Consider the following 20,144-nt stretch of genomic DNA (forward strand, 5'->3'; position numbering starts at 1 on the left):
AAATCTTAGGCCAAGGGCGCGCGGCGATAAACCCCATAGTCGGATAGGGCGACAGATAGCGTGACAGACAAGGAACCATCACTGATCGCCACCAGTTACAAGCGGGCGGATCAGGCGTGCCGAAAGGGATGGGGCGTTTTGCTGAAACGCGGCCCGAGCCAGTTTCAGTTCTGGGTAATCGCGCTGATCATCGGGATTGCGGCCGGGTTTGCCGCGCTGTTTTTCCGCAAGGCGATCAATTGGTTGCAGACCACACTTTACGGGACAGACGATACGCGGATTTTGCACAGCTTTGCCGAAACCATACCGTGGTATTGGATTGTGATCATCCCGGTGCTGGGCGGCGCGGTGGTCGGGTTTATCCTGCATCATTACACACCGGATGGGCGGGTACGATCCGTGTCGGACGTGATCGAAGGCGCAGCCCTGAACAACGGGCGCGTGGAACGCCGCGCCGGGATCGCATCGGCGCTGGCCTCATTGATTACGCTGTCATCCGGCGGATCAAGCGGACGGGAGGGTCCGGTCGTTCACCTTGCCGGGGTCATATCCAGCTGGGTGTCTGACAAGATCCGGGCCGATGGGATCACCGGCCGCGATCTGTTGGGATGCGCTGTGGCGGCGGCAGTGTCGGCGTCGTTCAACGCGCCGATTGCCGGGGCCCTGTTCGCGTTAGAGGTCGTTTTGCGCCATTTCGCGGTCCATGCCTTTGCGCCAATCGTGATTGCCAGTGTTGCGGGCACCGTGATCAACCGGCTGGAATTTGGCAATGTCACAGAGTTTATCCTGCCCCAGTATGGGGCCTTGGCCTTTTACGTCGAATTGCCAGCCTTTTTGTTGCTGGGTTTAATGTGCGGATTGATCGCTGCGGCCTTTATGCTGGCGATTTTCTGGGGGGAGGATGTCGCCGATCATCTGCACAGAAAGTTGCGGCTGCCGCGTTGGGTCAGGCCGATTGTCGCGGGTTTGATGCTGGGCGTAATGGCAGTCGGGTTTCCGCATATCATCGGGGTAGGGTATGAAACGACTTCTGCCGCATTGACCGGGCAGTTGCTGTTTCACGAGGCCGTGGTTTTCGCAGTTCTGAAGGGCGCCGCCGCCGCGATCACCATATCCGGACGCATGGGCGGGGGCGTATTTTCACCATCCCTGATGCTGGGGGCCTTGTCCGGTTTGGCATTTGGCCTGATTGCCACAAATATTTTCCCCGAAGTGTCGGGATCAGAGGCGCTGTATGCCTTGGCCGGAATGGGGGCGGTTTCGGCAGCAGTACTGGGCGCACCGATTTCCACGACCCTGATCGTGTTCGAATTGACCGGCGATTGGCAAACCGGTCTGGCGGTGATGGTATCGGTGTCGTTGTCCACCGCGTTGGCCAGCCGTTTGGTTGATCGGTCATTTTTCCTCACCCAACTGGAACGGCGCGGGTTACATGTGGCGGCAGGCCCGCAGGCCTATCTGCTTTCAACCGTTTTGGCAGCCGATATCATGAAGCCAATTCAGGAGCTGGACAAGGGCACTATCGAACGAAGTCGGGAGATGATTGAAGGCAAGCAATATCTGGATGCCACTGCCAGCCTGGAACGGGCGATGCCGATGTTTGAAAAATCAGGAACGGCCTATCTGCCGGTGATCACCTGGACTGGTCAGGATGGGGCGGCAGAGCTGCGCGGGGTGGTGTACCACGTGGCGGCGTTGAAGGCGTTTAACCGTGCATTGTCTGAAACGGCGGCAGAGGAACATTCCTAAGCCATGGTCAAAGCGCCGCGCAGGCAGTTTTCAGCCAATCCTTGCAGTCGGCACTGACGTGAGCTGACAGCATATCAAAGGTGGTCTGATGGTAGGCGTTCAGCCAATCCCGTTCTGCCGGTGACAACATATCCGCTTGGATAAGCGATTTGTCGATCGGAACATGCGTCAAGGTGCGAAAGCGCAACATTGCCCGATCCTCTGTCGCAGTCAGATCGGGGGCCTCTTCAACCAACACCAGATTTTCGATGCGAATGCCAAACTGGCCAGCCCGATAGTATCCGGGCTCGTTTGACAGGATCATTCCCGCATCCAACGGAATGTCGCCGGTTCTGGATAGACGCGCGGGGCCTTCGTGCACGCTAAGATATGCACCAACGCCATGGCCCGTACCGTGATCATAATCCAGTCCCGCCTGCCACAATGGCACACGTGCGATGGCATCCAGATGCTGGCCTGCCAGCCCCTTGGGCCAACAAGCGCGCGACATGGCGATCATGCCTTGTAACACGCGGGTAAAGCATGATTTTTCGGCCTCTCCCACCTGTCCCACAGCAATGGTGCGGGTGATATCGGTGGTGCCGTCCAGATACTGGCCGCCACTGTCGACAAGAAGCAATTCGCCCGGATTGATGATCCTGTTGCTGTCTTCGGTCACCCGGTAATGCACGATTGATCCGTTGGGACCAGAGCCGCTGATGGTTTCAAAACTGATATCCTGCAACGCATTGGTGGCGCGGCGGAAGGATTCGAGTTTTTTGACCACATCGATTTCTGTCAAATCGCTCTGGGGCAGGGCCTGATCCAGCCAGAATAGAAATTCACACATAGCCGCGCCGTCGCGCAGATGGGCGCGGGTGGTGCTGGCGATTTCAACAGGGTTTTTGCGCGCCTTGGGCAATTGGCAGGGATCGGGGGCCTCACACATTGTGGCCTGGCTGTCACCGAGGCAATCCAATATCGCCTGCGGGGCAGAGGCGGGATCGATCAGCGCTTTGCCACCAGAGAGCGCCGACAGATACGGGCCAATGCCTGCATAGGAGTAGATTGTTACACTTTTACCCAGATGGGCAGAGATTTCCGGTGACACATCAGCGTTTGTGAACAACGTAACCGAACCATCCCCTGTGAGGGTCGCAAAACAATGGGCGATCGGCGTGTGGGACACGTCGCTGCCGCGGATGTTCAAAAGCCAACAGATCGAATCCGGGAGCGTCAGGACAACATGATCCTCTGCCGCGATGCCAGCGTCGCCAAGTAAATCAGAAATTTTATCTTCGGCGGTTTTGCCGCTCAGTTCTAACGGATAAGCGGTGATAGGTGCGTTGGGGTGCGCGGGCTGATCCGGCCAGATCTGATCAATCAGATTGTCCACGGGGCGCAGAGAGATATCTTTTGCGGCCAATGTTTTCGCCAGCTTGCGAATATCCTGAACCGTATGCAGCCACGGATCAAAGCCAACGACAGAGCCCGGTGCAAGATGATCCAAAAGCCAGTCGTGCAACTGAGTTTTGGGCCAGTGGACCGGGGTGAAGTGGTCGGTATCAACCTGATCAACCACCTGCAGGGTGTAGCGGCCATCAATGAAAACACCGGCATGATCCGTGAGCACCGCGCAAAACCCGGCGGACCCTGAAAAACCGGTCAGCCAGGCCAGACGTTCATCGCTTGGGGCAACATATTCGCCCATATGGGCATCCGAACGTGGCACCAAATAGGCCGAGAGCTGTTGTTCAGCCATCATGGCGCGCAGGGCCGTCAATCGTGCTGCCCCAAACTCGGGATTGAAGGCGGTTTCAAAGCTTTGAAACATCAACTGGCCTTGCGCATGCCCATCACGCGCGCCCGGGCGCGAGGATCACTGTCAAAGAGCGCGGCCAGTTGTTCGGTGATTGCCCCGGCCAACTGTTCCACATCGGTGATGGTGACGGCGCGGTCATAATAGCGGGTCACATCATGGCCGATGCCGATGGCCAAGAGTTCAACCTGCTTGCGCTTTTCGACCATCGCGATCACATCACGCAGGTGTTTTTCCAGATAATTCGCAAGGTTAACGGACAAAGTTGAATCGTCCACCGGTGCGCCATCAGAGATCACCATCAGGATTTTACGTTGTTCTGGCCGAGCGATCATTCGGCGATGCGCCCATTCCAGCGCCTCGCCGTCGATGTTTTCCTTGAGCAGCCCCTCTTTCATCATCAGGCCTAAATTGGGGCGCACCCGGCGCCAGGGCGCGTCGGCGGATTTATAGATGATGTGGCGCAGATCGTTCAGACGACCGGGTTGCTGGGCGCGTCCCTCGTTCAGCCATTTTTCACGGCTTTGCCCGCCTTTCCAGGCGCGGGTGGTGAAGCCGAGGATTTCGACCTTTACCTGACACCGTTCCAATGTGCGGGCCAGAACATCGGCGCAAATCGCAGCGATCGAGATCGGGCGTCCACGCATAGAGCCGGAATTGTCCAAAAGCAGCGTCACGACCGTGTCTTTGAACTCTGTATCCCGCTCCATCTTGAAACTGAGTGGCGTCGTTGGGTTGGCGACAACACGAGCGAGGCGGCCAGCGTCGAGCGTTCCTTCTTCCAGATCAAATTCCCAGCTACGGTTTTGCTGGGCCTGCAGGCGGCGCTGCAGCTTGTTGGCCAGGCGGCTGACCGCGCCTTTCAGGGGTTCCAACTGCTGATCCAAATAGGCGCGCAAACGTTCCAATTCGACCATTTCTGCCAAATCTTCGGCGCGAATTTCCTCGTCGAACTCATTGGTAAATATAGTATAGTTAGGATCAGCTTCTGAGGCAGGCGCGGGCGGCGGTGGTTCTAGTGGCGCGTCCCCTTCGGGGAGTTCGGTTTCCTCGCCCTGTTCCTGATCGGCCATTTCATCCAGCGAAACCTGGGCCTGTGAGCTGTCCTGCTGTTCGTCCTGCGATTGTTCGGGGGAGGCGTCGGCCTCGTCATCATTGTCGTCCTGGCCGGTGCTGTCAGGGGTGTCGTCCTCTTCCACCTCTTCGGCATTGTCGTCGGCGTCATCCTCTTCCTGATCCGGGTCATCGCCCAGCTGATCGCCATAGCCCAGATCCTCTATGATCTGGCGGGCGAATTTGGCAAATGCTGACTGGTCGGACAGAACATCGCTCAGGTCTTCCATCGTGCCGGCGGCGCGTGCCTCAATAAATTCGCGCCACAGATCTGCGACATTGGCCGCCGCTGGGGGCAGGTCACGTCCGGTGGCCAACTGGCGCACCAGATACCCGGCTGCAGTCGCCAGAGGTGCCTGATTTCTATCAGAAATCTGATCATAGCCGCGACGAACCGCGTCTTGTTCCAGCTTCACATCAATGTTGGACAAGGCGCCCGGCATTTCGCGCGCGCCCATGGCCTCGCAGCGGGCTTCTTCCATCGCCTCATACATGTCGCGGGCCATCTGGCCCTGCGGCAGGTATCGGTTATGGGTGACATTGTCATGGTGCCTATGTCGCATGGCCAAAGCGTCAGCCGTACCACGGGCGAGCAGCACCTCTTCGCGCGTCATACGGCGGGTGACTTGCGGCAGCCTGACGGAATCTCCTGACATGCCGGGCGGATCGACGGAATAGGTCACGCCCAATTCGGGGTTGTCGGCAAGCGTTTTTGTCGCCTCTGCAAGCGCCTTTTTAAAAGGATCGGCGGGGTTGTCGGTTGGTTTCATTGGAAAAGTTCAAAGTCTATTGCGTGATGAGATTTAAGAACGATGCTAGTAATTTCTACCATCTGATGCTGATTAAGCTTGTTCTTATCATCAGACGCGCTGACATTTACTTTGCTTTGCGGCATATGCTCCAGAGTAAATTGGTTTTCCTTGGCAAAGAGTTGAATCTCGTTGTTTAGCTGGCTGAAGTCGAGCAATTTTATCATTGCGCCACTGGTATGTTGGCCAGAGCGTTTTGTGGACACCTCATCGGACACATTTTCTATGTCGAGAATGTCTGACGCGCTTGGCGAGCATCTAACCAATTGAGAAAACTTGTTCAGATCGATCGAATTGTTTGCAGTTGCGAGGCTATATTTTCCAAATATATTCTTTTTCAACCATCGATGAGGAGAGTAATAAAGCGATATCAATCGATCAATAGGGTTCCGGATAGTCGCGTATATTTTATAGTCTTTTAGGGCGTCACCAATTTGATCTTGGTATTCTTTAAGTGACTGGTGTTTGTGTTTAGTGACGTTGCTTTTAAGTTTAAAACGGTCGATTCCGTCCTGCAGTTCGGAAGTGACGATTTTCTCGGCAGAGTATTCCAGGAAGGTCTTTGTAAAAAAGTTACCACCTGTCTTTGGTACGTGTAAATAAATACATCGCTTATCTGGAAAATGCATATCTATTCATCCCAAGCTCATGCTGGCGGCGCTTTCAGGCAGTTCCTCGTCAAAGCAACGCTGATAAAACTCCGCCACGGTCTGACGTTCCAGCTCATCACACTTGTTCAGGAAGGTCAGGCGGAAGGCGTAGCCCACATCGCGGAAGATATGGGTGTTTTGCGCCCAGTTGATCACTGTTCGCGGGCTCATCACGGTCGACAGATCGCCATTCATGAAAGCCGTGCGCGTCAAATCGGCGACGGTGACCATCTGGCTGACGGTTTTACGGCCCTTCTCATTATTAAAGAGCGGGTTTTTCGCCAGGACAATGTTGGTTTCGGCGTCATGTGACAGATAGTTCAGCGTAGCCACCAGAGACCAGCGGTCCATCTGCGCCTGGTTGATCTGCTGAACCCCGTGATAGAGCCCGGTGGTATCGCCCAGACCGACGGTGTTTGCAGTTGCAAACAGGCGGAAGGACGGGTGGGGCGTGATGATCTCGTTCTGATCCAGAAGGGTTAGTTTGCCATCATGTTCCAGAACCCGCTGAATCACGAACATCACATCGGCGCGGCCTGCGTCATATTCGTCAAAGACGATGGCCACAGGATTGCGCAGTGCCCAGGGCAGGATGCCTTCGTGAAACTCTGTCACCTGCTTGCCATCGCGCAGTTTGATCGCGTCTTTGCCGATCAGATCGATCCGGCTGATGTGGCTGTCAAGGTTCACGCGGACAGCGGGCCAGTTCAGGCGGGCCGCGACCTGTTCGATATGGGTGGATTTCCCTGTGCCGTGATAGCCTTGAACCATCACCCGGCGGTTATGGGCAAAACCCGCAAGGATCGCCAGCGTGGTGTCTGGGTCAAATTTATAGGTAGTATCTATTTCAGGCACCCGATCTGACCGTTCGGCAAAGCCACGGACCATCATGTCAGTGTCTATCCCAAAGGTGTCGCGAACCGAGATTTCCTCGGTCGGTTTGGCTGTCATATCCATTGTGCCGTCCGCCATTTGTCAATTCCATAGCAAAGTTTAAACGGCACGCTGTGCCGCGATTATCTGTTGAGGCAGTGGTGCAATATTACGCCCGGTGGCGCAAGGGAAAGTGCAATCTGGATTTAGAAAGGTTCAGGACTGGATCGTGGATTTTACCGGGTTTGGGTGCCCGGGCTGGGCGCAATTGTCGGGTCTTGTCAAAATTGTGAACTCTGTGTCGCCGAAAATCGGCTATTAGGCAGTGAAGTCACCGGTGCAAGACATAAGAGTTAGAACGAGAGGACGCGATGGCACGGTTTTTAACACGAAGAGCGATGTTGGGATCCACGCTGATGGGAGGTGCGGCCATGTTTATGTTGCCCGGACGCGCGGAGGCGTTTGAAGTCACCCGCACAGAAGCAGAGTGGCGCGCCATGCTGACAAAGCTGGAATATAAGGTCATGCGGGATGAGGGGACAGAGCGGGCAGGAACCAGCCCCTTGGACAAAATCTATGACCCCGGCACCTATCACTGCCGTGGGTGCGAACTGGCCTTGTATTCATCCGAGGCAAAATATGACAGCGGCACAGGGTGGCCCAGCTTTTACGAGGCCCTGCCAGATGCGATAGGGACGAAACCCGATCGGACATTTTGGGGCACCTATACAGAGGCCCATTGTCGGCGTTGTGGTAGCCATCTGGGCCATATCTTTGACGATGGCCCGGCGCCCACTGGAAAACGGCATTGCATCAATGGTGTGAGCCTGGAATTTCGATCCGCCTAATCATTGACCTGATACCGCATTATCCCACTTTTACCCAAACGAAAGCTGGATATACTGGCGGAAAATACGTCAGGTGAACAATGTCGCGACCGATAGTCGGTATCATCTCCAATTCTTACTTAATGAACGACGAATATCCAACCCATGCGGGTGGCACGATGAATTCGGATGCCATCGCAAATGTGTCGGGTTGTTTGCCGTTGCTCATCCCGACCGATCCGCGGTTTGTGTCTGTGTCGGAACTATTGGAAACCTTTGACGGGTTTATGCTGACTGGTGGGCGCCCCAATGTGCACCCCGAAGAATATGGTGAGGACCCGACTGACGCCCATGGGGAGTTTGACCGGTGCCGAGATGCTATAACGCTGCCGCTGGTCCGGGCCTGTGTTGAACGCGGGCAACCGGTTTTGGGGGTCTGTCGCGGGTTCCAAGAGGTTAACGTGGCCATGGGCGGGACACTGCACCCAGAGATTCGCGAATTGCCGGATCGAATGAATCACCGCATGCCGCCCGAGGGGACGTTGGAGGAAAAATTCGAACTGCGCCACACCGTGAATTTCAATCAGGATGGGGTGTTTCATCACCTGATGGGGGCAGAAAAAGTGCTGACCAATACGCTTCATGGTCAGGGGATCAAAACAGCGGGTCAGCGGATTGTTGTCGATGGCTGGGCCGAGGACGGAACGCCGGAGGCGATCTATGTTGGGGGTGCGCCGGGATTCACCCTGTCTGTTCAATGGCATCCAGAATGGAACGCAGCAAATGACCCGGTATCGCGCCCATTGTTTGAGGCGTTCGGCGATGCGGTGAGGCGCTGGAACGACGGGCGCTAGCCCCGCTTTTGTATACATTGGCATCCAGTTACGCAACATTTGCGACCATTTTATGCTGCGTTGCGTCATTATGTTGCGCTTGGAATGGTTGGACTATATGAAGCGGGTGTGGAATTCTTCTGCGGATGCAATATGCCTGGTTTCAATCGGAATTCAGGCCCTGCCAAATTGACAGAATAGGGGACGACGGACGTGAAAATCGGCGCGCCGAAGGAAAGTATTGAGGGTGAGAACAGGGTGGCGATGACGCCGGATTCTGCTCTGCAACTTCAAAAACTGGGATATGAATGTGTGATCGAGACCGGCGCAGGTGCTGCAGCCGGATTTTCCGATCAAAAATACAAGGACGCGGGGGTTGAGGTTTTGAAAACCGGCGCGGCCGTGTTCAAGGCCGCCGACATCGTGGCCAAGGTGCGCATCCCCACGGATACAGAGATGAAGCGCCTGCGCGAAGGGCAGACGCTGATTTCCTTCTTCAACCCGGCGGCAAATGAGGCGGGGATGGAAAAGGCGCGGGCCGCTGGTGCCAATGTGATTGCCATGGAAATGGTGCCGCGTATCAGCCGGGCGCAGAAAATGGATGCGTTGTCGTCCATGGCCAACATTGCCGGTTACCGTGCTGTGATTGAGGCCGGGAACAATTTTGGCCGGTTTTTCACCGGTCAGGTGACGGCCGCGGGCAAGGTGCCGCCAGCCAAGGTTTTGGTGGTCGGTGCTGGTGTGGCCGGTTTGGCCGCGATCGGGACGTCGACATCGCTGGGCGCGATCACGCTTGCCTTTGACGTGCGGCCCGAGGTGGCAGAGCAGGTTGAATCGATGGGCGCGGAATTTGTCTTCCTCGACTTCGAAGAGGAACAGCAGGACGGTGCTGCGACCGGCGGTTATGCGTCGGTGTCGTCGCCTGAGTTCCGCGAGGCGCAGCTGGCCAAGTTCCGCGAACTGGCGCCAGAGGTGGATATCGTCATCACCACGGCCCTGATCCCCAACCGGGAGGCCCCGGAGCTGTGGACCGAGGATATGGTTGCCGCGATGAAGCCGGGTTCGGTCATCGTCGATCTGGCGGCTGAAAAGGGCGGGAACTGCAAACTGACTGTCGCGGATGAAAAGATCGTGACGGATAACGGTGTGACGATCATCGGATATACTGATTTCCCCAGCCGGATGGCGGCACAGGCATCGAGCCTTTATGCCACCAACATCCGCCATATGATGACCGACCTGACCCCGGAAAAGGACGGTCAGGTCAATCACAACATGGAAGATGACGTCATTCGTGGCGCGACAGTTACCTATGCAGGTGAGATTACCTTCCCGCCGCCACCGCCAAAAATTCAGGCGATTGCGGCAAAACCCAAGGCGGCGGTTAAGGAACTGACGCCCGAGGAAAAACGTGCAGCCGAAGTGGCCGAGTTCAAAGCGCAGACCAAGAAGCAGGTGACCCTGCTGGGCACAGGTGCGGTCCTGATTATGCTGGTTGGCATGTATGCGCCGGCCAGTTTCATGCAGCATTTTATCGTCTTTGTGCTGTCGGTCTTTGTTGGGTTCCAGGTGATCTGGAATGTCAGCCACAGCCTGCACACCCCGTTGATGGCGGTGACGAATGCGATCTCGTCGATCATCATTTTGGGCGCGCTGATGCAGGTTGGATCCGGGTCGTTCCTGGTGATCTTGCTGGCGGCGCTGTCGATCTTCATGGCCGGAATTAACATCTTCGGCGGTTTCCTTGTCACACGGCGCATGCTCGCCATGTTCCAGAAATCCTAAGGGGGACTGAAGATGGAATTCGGTTTTACCACTGCCGTCTATGTTGTTGCGGCTGTTCTGTTCATTCTGTCCCTTGGCGGCCTGTCTAACCAAGAAAGCGCGAAACGCGCGGTCTGGTACGGAATTGTCGGCATGGGGCTGGCGGTTGCTGCGACCTTGATCGGGCCGGGATCGGGCCTGTGGCTGTTGTCGGTTATCCTGATTGCAGCAGGCGGGATTATCGGCACCTATGTCGCCAAACGCGTCCAGATGACGGAGATGCCGCAACTGGTGGCAGCGATGCATTCGCTGGTCGGTCTGGCGGCGGTGTTTGTCGGCTTTATCGCGCATTTTGAAATCGGAAATGTTGCTGATGCCAAGGCTATGGGCGGCGAGTACCTGCATGATCTGGGCACGTTTGGGGCGCTGATTGCCAAGAAAACGGCTGTTGAGATCAACATCCTACGGGTTGAGCTGTTTCTGGGCGTCTTTATCGGGGCGATCACCTTTACCGGATCAGTCATTGCCTTTGGCAAGCTGGCAGGCAAAGTGACCTCTGCCGCGACGAAGCTGCCGGGTGGCCACGCGTTGAACGCTGGGGCGGCGATTATCTCTGTCCTGTGTCTGATCTGGTACTTCAATTCTGGTGGGTTCCTGCCGCTCTTTATCATGACGTTGGCGGCGCTCTTTATCGGCTATCACCTGATCATGGGGATTGGCGGCGCGGATATGCCTGTCGTGGTGTCGATGCTGAACAGCTATTCCGGCTGGGCCGCGGCGGCGATTGGTTTCAGCCTCGGCAATGATCTGTTGATCGTGGTTGGTGCGCTTGTGGGCTCTTCCGGTGCGATCCTGTCTTACATCATGTGTCGCGCCATGAACCGGCATTTTGTCAGCGTGATCCTGGGCGGCTTTGGTGGCCCGGCGGGCGAACAGATGGCGGTAGAGGGCGAACAGATCGCCATTGAGGCCGAAGGCGTGGCTGCGGCGTTGGACGATGCTGACAGCATCATCATCATCCCGGGCTACGGTATGGCCGTGGCGCAGGCCCAGCAGGCGGTATCAGAACTGGTGCGCAATCTGCGTGGCAAGGGCAAAGAGGTGCGGTTCGCCATTCACCCGGTGGCCGGGCGTCTGCCAGGGCATATGAATGTGCTCTTGGCCGAGGCCAAGGTGCCCTATGACATCGTGCTGGAAATGGACGAGATCAACGATGACTTCCCATCGACCGATGTGGCCATTGTGATCGGGTCAAACGACATCGTGAACCCGGCCGCCCAAGATGATCCGAACAGCCCGATTGCCGGGATGCCGGTTCTGGAGTGCTGGAAGGCCAAGCAGGTGTTTGTATCAAAGCGCGGGCAGGGGACCGGGTATTCCGGCATCGAAAACCCGCTGTTCTTTAAGGAAAACACCCGCATGTTTTATGGGGATGCGCGCGAAAGCCTGAACAAGCTGTTGGCTCTGATCGAGTGACCTGAGCGAATATGTCGCAAAAGCGCCCAATCCATTGGCATTGGGCGCTTTTTTTATGCTGAAGGGTCGGCAATCGCGCCCAGGGCAAGCTGTATGCCGATGTATTCCTTTAATTAATTGAAATGTAATAGTAATTGCAAAGCAACCCTGTTGACGCCCACAGTTTGCGAAGGTTGTTATGACGCCAATTCTGGACCATCCGCTGCGCTACAAGCTGGCCAATGAGCTGCATGCCAGACCCTTTCCTGCGGTTCAGGCGCCTTGCCATGCGGCCTATCTGGCAATCACACGGGATGCAGAGGCTGAAGGCGGGCAGGGCGACGCAGCGCGCCGCCATCTGTTGCAGTTGCTGGACCGATTTGGTGCCCCGCACCCGGCCCCTGGCGCGACCCATTACTTTGGTGAGATTGGTAATCTGCAGTTGAAATGGGAACAGCATACGGAATTTGTGAGCTATACTCTGTTTGGCGAAGGGGTGGCGGACCGCCCGTTTGATGGCACGACCTTTGGCCTGTTCCCGCAGGATTGGCTGTCTGTATCCCCGGGGCAAAGGTTGAGCTCTGCCCTGTTTCGGATCGAAGTCAATCAAAGCGAAGAAGATATCCGGGCCAAGCTGCGCAAATGGTTCGTGTCTGAAAGCCTTGCGGTGAATGTGACCAATTCCGGCAAGGTCATCGTGGCCGGGGATTTCCGCATTGATCCGGCGGGACACACGCGATTTGCCGCCTTTGTCGCCCCGGAAACACGGGCGCATGAAATTGGTCAGGTGATCCAGCGCGCCTGCGAGATTGAGACCTACAAAGCGATTGCCATGCAGGGGTTTAGCATGGTTCGGGATTTGCGTGACGATCTGAGCCGGATCGAGGGTCGGCTGAATGAACTGGCGCTTGAAATGGCCAGTGACGAGGTGCCAGCAGATAAAACGCTGGCGGATCTGTTGCAATTGTCCGCCGAGCTGGAACATCAGATGGCGAAATCGAGCTTTCGGTTTGCGGGCACGTCGGCCTATTCGTCGATTGTCTGGGACCGGGTGAAAATAATGACCGAAAACCGGTTTGCGGAACGGCAGACCTTTTCTGAATTCATGATCCGCCGGTTTGAGCCCGCGATGCGGACCGTCAAATCAACCGAAGCCCGTCTGTCCGATGTGTCGCAACGTGCCCGGCGTGTGGCAGAGTTGTTGCGTACCCGGGTGGATGTGGAACGGTCGGCCCAGAACCAGAAATTGCTGGAAAGCATGAACCGGCGGGCAGATTTGCAGTTGCGGCTGCAAAAGACGGTTGAGGGGCTGTCGGTGGTGGCGATCAGTTACTATGCGCTGAACCTTGCAGGCTATTTCCTGATGCCAGCGGCCAAATCTGCGGGCTTGGACAAGGCGTGGCTGATGGCGGGGTTGGTCCCATTGGTGGTGGCATCGGTCTGGTGGGTGGTCAGAAAGATACGAAACTCTGTTCACTGATGCGATTTCGCTTGTCGGCGGGTCGGGTGTTTGGAATGCTGCGCCAACGCCGAAACTGTCAGAGATTGCTTATGCCCATTAAAAATCGCTTTGCCGAGCTTCATGCAGAGATCACCGGATGGCGACGTCATTTGCATGAAAATCCCGAATTGATGTTCGACACAGTGGAAACGGCAGCTTTTGTCGAGACGCGGTTGCGTGAATTTGGCTGTGATGAGGTGGTAACCGGGATCGGCAGGATCGGTGTGGTTGGGGTGATCAAGGGACGCAGTGACACGGCGGGCAGGGTTGTGGGATTGCGTGCCGATATGGATGCGTTGCCGATTGAGGAGGCGACCGGGTTGGATTACGCCTCTAAAAACCCCGGAAAGATGCATGCCTGCGGGCATGACGGGCATACGGCGATGTTGCTAGGGGCTGCGAAATATCTGGCCGAGACCCGGAATTTTGACGGCACTTGCGTGGTGATCTTTCAGCCGGCCGAGGAGGGCGGCGGCGGTGGCCGCGAGATGTGTAAGGACGGGCTGATGGACCGCTTTGGCATTCAGGAAGTGTACGGCATGCACAATTGGCCCGGCGTGCCGGTGGGGCAGTTTGGTATCCGGGCGGGTTCGTTTTTTGCCTCTGCCGACCTTTTCAGGATCGATGTTCTGGGAAAGGGCGGACATGCAGCCAAACCCCACGAAACCATCGATCCGACGGTGGTGGCCAGCCAGATCGTGATTGCGCTGCAAACCATTGCCAGCCGCAATATCGATCCGGTCAAACAGGTGGTGGTGTCGGTGACATCGATGGAAACGGATTCAAAGGCCTTCAATGTGATCCCCACCCAAGTGGAACTGAAAGGCACCGTTCGGTCGCTGGATCCAGAGGTGCAGGATATGGCAGAGGCACGCCTGAAGGTGTTGGCAGAAACCACGGCGCAGGCCTATGGCGCGACGGCACAGGTGGACTATCAGCGAAACTATCCGGTGATGGTCAATGCCGAGCGGGAAACCGATTTTGCATCAGACGCTGCGGTGATAGTTTCAGGCAATTGTGAGGAGGCCCCGTTGATCATGGGGGGTGAGGATTTTGCCTTTATGCTGAACGAACGGCCCGGGGCTTATATTCTGGTTGGTAATGGTGACACGGCGCCGGTGCACAACCCCAAATACAATTTCAACGACGAAACTATCCCGGCCGGATGCAGTTGGTGGGCTGAGATGGTTGAACAACGGATGCCGGTGGGCTAACCTACCCGCCCGTATGGCTCATGTGGCGGGACATCTGGCCCGCTACCCCTTGCCGGGAATAGTCGAAATCGTGGCCTTTGGGTTTTGTGCCGATGGCCGCGTGAATGGCTTGTTCCAACATGTCGTTTGAGTTTGGATAGTCGCGCAGCGGCGGGCGCAGGTCTGATTTACCCTCTTGCCCAAGGCAGGTGTAAATCTCTCCCGTGCAGGTGATGCGGACGCGGTTGCAGCTTTCACAGAAGTTATGGGTGAGTGGCGTGATCAGGCCGACCTTTTGCCCGGTTTCTTCCAGCCGCAGGTAACGCGCCGGACCGCCGGTGCGATCGGCCAGATCTGTGGTGGTGTAGCGGCTTTCCAACTGACGGCGCAAATCAGAGAGCGGCCAATATTGATCCAACCGGTCCTCGTTGCCGATATCGCCCATGGGCATGACCTCGATAAAGGTCAGGTCCATATCGCGGTCTGCGCACCATTCTGTCAGCGCAAACAGCTCACTGTCATTCACGCCTTTCAGGGCGACGGTGTTGATCTTGACCCTCAGCCCCGCCTTTTGGGCGGCGTCGATGCCGTTCAGGACTTGTTTTAATCGGCCCCAGCGGGTGATTTTGGCAAATTTGTCGTCATCCAGCGTATCCAAAGAGATGTTGATCCGACGAACGCCCGCATCATAGAGCGGCCCTGCAAAACGGTGCAATTGTGAGCCATTGGTGGTCAGGGTCAATTCATCAAGCGCGCCCGCGTCCAAATGGCGGGACATGCCCTCAAAAAAGCCCATGATCCCGCGCCGGACCAGGGGTTCCCCACCCGTAATCCGAAGCTTGCGAACACCGAGGTTGATGAAGGTGGAACACAGGCGATCCAGCTCTTCCAGTGTCAGCAATTCTTTCTTGGGCAGAAAGGTCATGTTTTCCGACATGCAATAGACGCAGCGAAAATCGCAGCGGTCCGTCACGGAAACGCGCAAGTAGGTGATGGCGCGCTGGAAGGGATCAATCAGGGGCGTGTTCATGTGGGCATAGGTAATCGTCGGGAGCGGGCAGAGCAAGTGTGACACAGGATTTAGCGTAGATATTTCTGTGCCTCTTTGCGCGCGAACGGTTTCATTTGTTCGCCGTGGCTATCCAAAAACACCCTGACGCGTTCTGGATCATGTTTTGACAAGTCACGCAGCCACCAGGCGACGGCCTTCTGGATAAACCAATTCGCGTCGGTCACATAGCTGGCGGCCCAACCCAAGACGCGGTCGCGAATGGCAAGATCCGCGGCGTTCGGATGATTTTGCTTGGTCCAGGGCAGGGTGATCACCAGGGCCGCGCGCCGGTTCCACATTTGATCGGATGTTATCCATTCCTCCACCTGATCAATCCGCGTCGGATCAGCAACCAGACGTTTTTGACCCGCTGTGCAAGCGTGATCGGCGATGGCCCAACCGTCAAATTGCGGCACCCAGGAAGAGATGAGTTCCCACGCGTCGTGATCAGGGCGAATGCGCGCTTGGGTCAGCAGTTTCGCGGCGGCGATGCGGGCCTCGAATACATCGCTGTCCCAAAGCTCCGCCGCGAGCTTCACGCGTTCGGGAACGCTTAGGGCGCGACGCCACTCTGTTGTTATGTCGTTCATCGCGGGATTGGGGGTACCAATGACCTGCCGGGTTTGCTTGTGATAAGCGGCCATCTGCTCGGCCCTCCCGGGTACGGATGCGTTTCGCAGAAGGGAGAGGGCTTCGTCGGGCGTCATGGGGCTATTCCGTGTGGTGGGTCGCAGATGTTCTATGCGCCTAGTGGAATGTAGCACAAGGTCAAATGGGTAATTGCGGTACTGGCATGCAGGTCCTAGATTTGAGGAATGAGAGATTTAATTGTTTCAATAGCTTCGTTTGGCCTGCTGGCGGGCTGTGCAGAGCTGCAGGTGAGCTTGCCCAGTATCAATCAAAAAGAGCCTGTATCCGAACCTGTTCAGGGGGAGACGGAGCTGACGTCTGCACCCGCACCCGTGCAAAGCGCCAGAACGGTTGAGCAGTTTGACACGACAACGGCAGAGCAACGGCAGGCGGCAGCCACAGCGCAGGGCACGGGCCGCAAGCTGGGGACAACCATTGCCAGCCTCGGCGCCCCGACAGAGCCGGGATTTTGGTTAAAGACGCCTTTGATTTCCGAAGTGCAGGAAGGGTATATCCAGCGGGCAAGCGGCGGTGAACGGGTGGCGGTTGAATTGCGCCCGTTGGAGGGGGCCGCAGGGGCGGGCAGCCAGATTTCCCTGCCTGCCATGCGATTGTTGAACATTCCCCTGACGGATCTGCCGGAGCTGGTGGTCTACGGTGACTAGGGGTTATTCCACGGTCACCGATTTCGCCAGATTGCGGGGTTGATCCACATCTGTGCCCTTTGCCACGGCAGCGTAATAGGCCAAAAGCTGCGCCGGGACGGAATAGAGCAACGGGCAGATCAGTTCCGGTGCTTCGGGCATGATGATGGTTTTCCACACATCCTGACCGGCGGATTTCGCGCCCTTGGCATCGGTGATCAACAGCACCTTACCGTCGCGGGCCATGACCTCTTGCATGTTTGATACCGTCTTTTCAAAAAGCGCGTCTGACGGGGCCATGACAACGACGGGAACCTCTTTGTCGATCAGTGCAATGGGGCCGTGTTTTAGCTCCCCCGATGCATAACCTTCGGCGTGGATGTAGCTGATTTCTTTTAGTTTTAATGCGCCCTCCAGCGCCAGTGGATACATGGCGCCACGCCCTAGATAGAGCACATCGCGCGCCTTGCTCAGCTGTTTTGCAGCGCGTTTCAACTCGTCTGACAGCCCAAGTGCGTGGTTAAGCAAGCCCGGCAGGTTGCGAAGGCCAGCGATGGCTTCGGACAGTGCCTCGTCGGTCAGGTGACCACGGGTGGCGGCTGCATGCAGCGACAGGGTTAGCAGAACGTTCAGCTGGCAGGTAAAGGCCTTGGTCGAGGCGACGCCAACTTCGACACCGGCATGAATGGGCAGGGCGACATCGCTTTCGCGCGCGATGGAGCTTTCGGGCACGTTGACCACCGATACGATCTGCCCGGCCTTGCCCTTGCAGTAGCGAAGCGCGGCCAGCGTATCGGCGGTTTCGCCGGATTGGCTGACGAAGATTGCCACCGTGTTGCCCGAAATCGGGGGTTCGCGATAGCGGAATTCAGAGGCCACATCGACCTCTGCCGGGATGCGGGCGACTTGTTCCAGCCAGTATTTCGCGGTGAGGCAGGCGTAATAGGCGGTGCCACAGGCCACCAGAATGACCCGATCAACCGTTGTGAAATCGATCAGCGTGTCGGGCAGAGAAATCGTTTTGCCCCGGGTGCCAACATAATGGGAAATCGCGCTGCCCAAAACGCCGGGTTGCTCGGCGATTTCTTTGGCCATGAAATGTTTGTAGCCGCCCTTTTCGATCCGGGTGGCATCAATCTGGATCGTTTTCATGGGGCGGTTTGTTTGATGACCGGCCTCGTCATAAATCTCGACACTGTTGCGGGTGACAACGGCGCGGTCGCCTTCCTCCAGATAGGTGATGCGGTTGGTCATGGGGGCGAGCGCGATGGCGTCAGAGCCCACAAACATTTCGCCATCCCCATGACCAATGGCCAAGGGGGAGCCCTTGCGAGCAGCGATCATAAGGTCATCTTCGCCCTCGAACAGGAAGCATAGGGCAAAAGCGCCCTCTAGCCGGGCAATGGTTGCGGTTGCGGTTTCTCGTGGGGACAGGCCCTGTTCCATGAAATCGCGCGCCAAGAGAGCAACGGTTTCGGTGTCCGTGTCGGTTTCAAAGCCGATGCCTTTTGCTGCAAGTTCTTCGCGCAACTCTTTGAAATTTTCAATAATTCCGTTGTGAACGACAGCGACATTTCCGGCGCGGTGGGGGTGGGCATTGGCAATTGTCGGGGCACCATGGGTGGCCCAACGGGTGTGGCCGATCCCAGATTTTCCGGGCAGTGGGTCATGAACCAGAAGGTCTGACAGGTTGACCAGTTTGCCAACGGCGCGACGCCGATCCAGCGCGCCACGCGATACGGTTGCGATCCCGGCGCTGTCATAACCGCGATATTCCAGCCGCTTTAATGCCTCGACCAGCATGGGGGCGACCTCGTGATTGCCCAGAATTCCGACGATGCCACACATTATGATTTTTCCTTGTTTTTCGCGGCTTTCGCGGCGCGGAGTTTGGCGAAGAGCTTGCGCGCAAGACCGGGCTTTGTCTCTTGTTTCGCCCGCCCCAAGGCCAGCGCACCGTCCGGCACGTTTTGCGTGATCACAGATCCGCTGGCGGTCATAGCCTCGTCCCCGACGCGAACCGGGGCGACCAGCATCGTGCTGGATCCGATAAAGGCGCGTTCGCCAATCTCTGTCCTGTGTTTCATCACGCCGTCATAATTGCAGGTCACAGTTCCCGCGCCAATGTTGGCGGCGGCGCCGACGGAGGCGTCGCCGATGTAAGACAGGTGATTGACCTTTGCGCCCTCGGCCAGTTCTGCGTTTTTGATCTCAACAAAATTGCCGATCTTCACGTCTTCTGCCAGCTCTGCGCCGGGGCGTAGGCGAGCATAGGGGCCGATGATGCCACCGCGGGCGACATGGCAGCCCTCCAAATGCGAAAATGCGCGGATGGTGGCGCCGGACTCAACCGTGACACCGGGGCCAAAGACCACATGCGGTTCAATCACACTGTCGCGTCCAATCACCGTGTCTGCGGCGAAGATCACCGTTTCCGGGGCAGTCATGGTTACGCCGTTGGTTAACGCTTCGGTCCGCAGGTGATTTTGCAATTTCCCTTCGGCAACAGAGAGTTCCATGCGGGAGTTAATGCCCTGAATCTCATCATCTGCGCAAATCACGGCACCGACCGACAGCCCGCGTGCATGGGCAACATCGACAATATCGGGCAGGTAGTATTCGCCAGCGGCATTGTCGTTTTTGACGTCCGCAAGCAGAGAGAACAGTGTTTCACGGCTGGCAAGCACAATGCCGGCGTTGCAGAGGGTGATTTTTCGTTCCGCTTCGGTCGTGTCTTTGAACTCGACAATTTTTTCCAACTCATCGCCGTTCATCACAAACCGGCCATAGCGATCAGGGCATGGCGTATCAAAGCCCATAAAGACGACATCATGTGATGCGCGTGCGGCGATCAATTCATCGACAATCTCTGCCCGAAAAAACGGAGTATCCCCCAGTAAAACGAGGATATCGCCAACCGCATCGGCCAGTGCCGTTTCGGTCTGTAACACTGCATGGGCGGTGCCTAGCTGCTCCTCTTGCCGCACAACGATAGCGTCAGGATTGTGATCTATGGCTGCGGCCTCGACATCATCGCCTTTGTAACCCGCGATCACCACGGTTCTTACCGGTTCGACATGGCGGGCAATGTCCATGGCGTAGTGCAGCATTGGTGCGCCACCCAACGGATGCAGCACTTTTGGCAGATCAGAATTCATTCGTGTGCCTTGCCCGGCGGCAAGAATAACCAAACTAAGCGTCATATATTGTTCTTTTCACTGTCTTTGATGCCCTTTTATCCGTATCACGCGGTG

16 protein-coding genes are annotated in these 20,144 nt (G+C 56.8%); 8 read left to right on the forward strand and 8 right to left on the reverse strand.

Translation table 11 applies throughout. The features are described 5' to 3' along the window. Nucleotides 1-84 precede the first annotated feature (84 nt). Entirely contained in the window at nt 85-1,749 is a 1,665-nt protein-coding gene (locus tag AC2D8P_RS00535) for a chloride channel protein (protein ID WP_484700566.1), read from the forward strand. 7 nt (nt 1,750-1,756) lie between these two features. Here AC2D8P_RS00535 and AC2D8P_RS00540 read toward each other — a convergent pair whose 3' ends face one another. The 4 genes from AC2D8P_RS00540 to cobS are packed head-to-tail and all read right to left on the reverse strand — an operon-like array spanning nt 1,757 to nt 7,091. Beyond that, entirely contained in the window at nt 1,757-3,562 is a 1,806-nt protein-coding gene (locus AC2D8P_RS00540) for an aminopeptidase P family protein (protein ID WP_484699517.1), read from the reverse strand. Further along, the gene (gene cobT, locus AC2D8P_RS00545; protein WP_484699519.1) at nt 3,562-5,430 is read right to left on the reverse strand and encodes a cobaltochelatase subunit CobT; all 1,869 of its coding nucleotides are present in this window, start codon (nt 5,428-5,430) and stop codon (nt 3,562-3,564) included. Before cobT ends, AC2D8P_RS00540 begins: the two co-directional genes overlap by 1 nt. Continuing rightward, the gene (locus tag AC2D8P_RS00550) at nt 5,427-6,098 is read right to left on the reverse strand and encodes a sulfotransferase family 2 domain-containing protein (protein WP_484699521.1); all 672 of its coding nucleotides are present in this window, start codon (nt 6,096-6,098) and stop codon (nt 5,427-5,429) included. The genes cobT and AC2D8P_RS00550 overlap by 4 nt, the downstream gene beginning before the upstream one ends. 6 nt (nt 6,099-6,104) lie before the next feature. Next, a complete protein-coding gene (gene cobS, locus AC2D8P_RS00555) occupies nt 6,105-7,091 on the reverse strand; it encodes a cobaltochelatase subunit CobS (protein ID WP_484699523.1) in 987 nt (328 codons plus the stop codon). Nucleotides 7,092-7,363: 272 nt separating this feature from the next. Between cobS and msrB the strand changes: the two genes are divergently transcribed. From msrB to AC2D8P_RS00585, 6 genes are all read left to right on the forward strand, one after another. Beyond that, nucleotides 7,364-7,840: a peptide-methionine (R)-S-oxide reductase MsrB gene (gene msrB, locus AC2D8P_RS00560; protein ID WP_484699524.1), complete on the forward strand. Its 477-nt coding sequence runs from the start codon at nt 7,364-7,366 to the stop codon at nt 7,838-7,840. Nucleotides 7,841-7,920: 80 nt separating this feature from the next. Continuing rightward, the gene (locus AC2D8P_RS00565) at nt 7,921-8,673 is read left to right on the forward strand and encodes a gamma-glutamyl-gamma-aminobutyrate hydrolase family protein (protein WP_484699526.1); all 753 of its coding nucleotides are present in this window, start codon (nt 7,921-7,923) and stop codon (nt 8,671-8,673) included. Nucleotides 8,674-8,865: 192 nt separating this feature from the next. Further along, nucleotides 8,866-10,437 (forward strand): Re/Si-specific NAD(P)(+) transhydrogenase subunit alpha, encoded by a 1,572-nt coding sequence (locus AC2D8P_RS00570; protein ID WP_484699527.1) that lies wholly within the window; start codon nt 8,866-8,868, stop codon nt 10,435-10,437. Between the two features lie 12 nt (nt 10,438-10,449). Beyond that, nucleotides 10,450-11,892 carry an NAD(P)(+) transhydrogenase (Re/Si-specific) subunit beta gene (locus AC2D8P_RS00575; RefSeq protein WP_484699528.1) on the forward strand — a complete coding sequence of 481 codons (1,443 nt, stop codon included), beginning with the start codon at nt 10,450-10,452 and terminating at the stop codon, nt 11,890-11,892. Between the two features lie 178 nt (nt 11,893-12,070). Further along, entirely contained in the window at nt 12,071-13,351 is a 1,281-nt protein-coding gene (locus AC2D8P_RS00580; protein WP_484699530.1) for a DUF3422 family protein, read from the forward strand. Nucleotides 13,352-13,422: 71 nt separating this feature from the next. Beyond that, complete coding sequence (locus tag AC2D8P_RS00585) at nt 13,423-14,586, forward strand: M20 aminoacylase family protein (protein ID WP_484699532.1); 1,164 nt, start codon at nt 13,423-13,425, stop codon at nt 14,584-14,586. 1 nt (nt 14,587) lies between these two features. Here AC2D8P_RS00585 and moaA read toward each other — a convergent pair whose 3' ends face one another. Next, nucleotides 14,588-15,595, reverse strand: a complete 1,008-nt coding sequence (gene moaA / locus AC2D8P_RS00590; RefSeq protein WP_484699534.1) for a GTP 3',8-cyclase MoaA — start codon at nt 15,593-15,595, stop codon at nt 14,588-14,590. A 50-nt stretch (nt 15,596-15,645) separates the two neighbouring features. After that, nucleotides 15,646-16,323: a DNA alkylation repair protein gene (locus tag AC2D8P_RS00595; RefSeq protein WP_484699536.1), complete on the reverse strand. Its 678-nt coding sequence runs from the start codon at nt 16,321-16,323 to the stop codon at nt 15,646-15,648. Nucleotides 16,324-16,431: 108 nt separating this feature from the next. Here AC2D8P_RS00595 and AC2D8P_RS00600 point away from each other — a divergent pair, with 108 nt between their 5' ends. After that, nucleotides 16,432-16,911 (forward strand): D-galactarate dehydratase, encoded by a 480-nt coding sequence (locus AC2D8P_RS00600; protein WP_484699537.1) that lies wholly within the window; start codon nt 16,432-16,434, stop codon nt 16,909-16,911. Between the two features lie 3 nt (nt 16,912-16,914). On the opposite strand, the gene glmS is transcribed toward AC2D8P_RS00600, so the two are convergent. Together glmS and glmU are read right to left on the reverse strand one after the other, a co-directional pair. Further along, nucleotides 16,915-18,738, reverse strand: a complete 1,824-nt coding sequence (gene glmS, locus AC2D8P_RS00605) for a glutamine--fructose-6-phosphate transaminase (isomerizing) (RefSeq protein ID WP_484699538.1) — start codon at nt 18,736-18,738, stop codon at nt 16,915-16,917. Next, nucleotides 18,738-20,093 (reverse strand): bifunctional UDP-N-acetylglucosamine diphosphorylase/glucosamine-1-phosphate N-acetyltransferase GlmU, encoded by a 1,356-nt coding sequence (gene glmU / locus AC2D8P_RS00610; RefSeq protein ID WP_484699540.1) that lies wholly within the window; start codon nt 20,091-20,093, stop codon nt 18,738-18,740. The genes glmS and glmU overlap by 1 nt, the downstream gene beginning before the upstream one ends. Nucleotides 20,094-20,144: the final 51 nt, after the last annotated feature.

This window comes from Roseovarius sp. YIN77 (assembly GCF_057219155.1).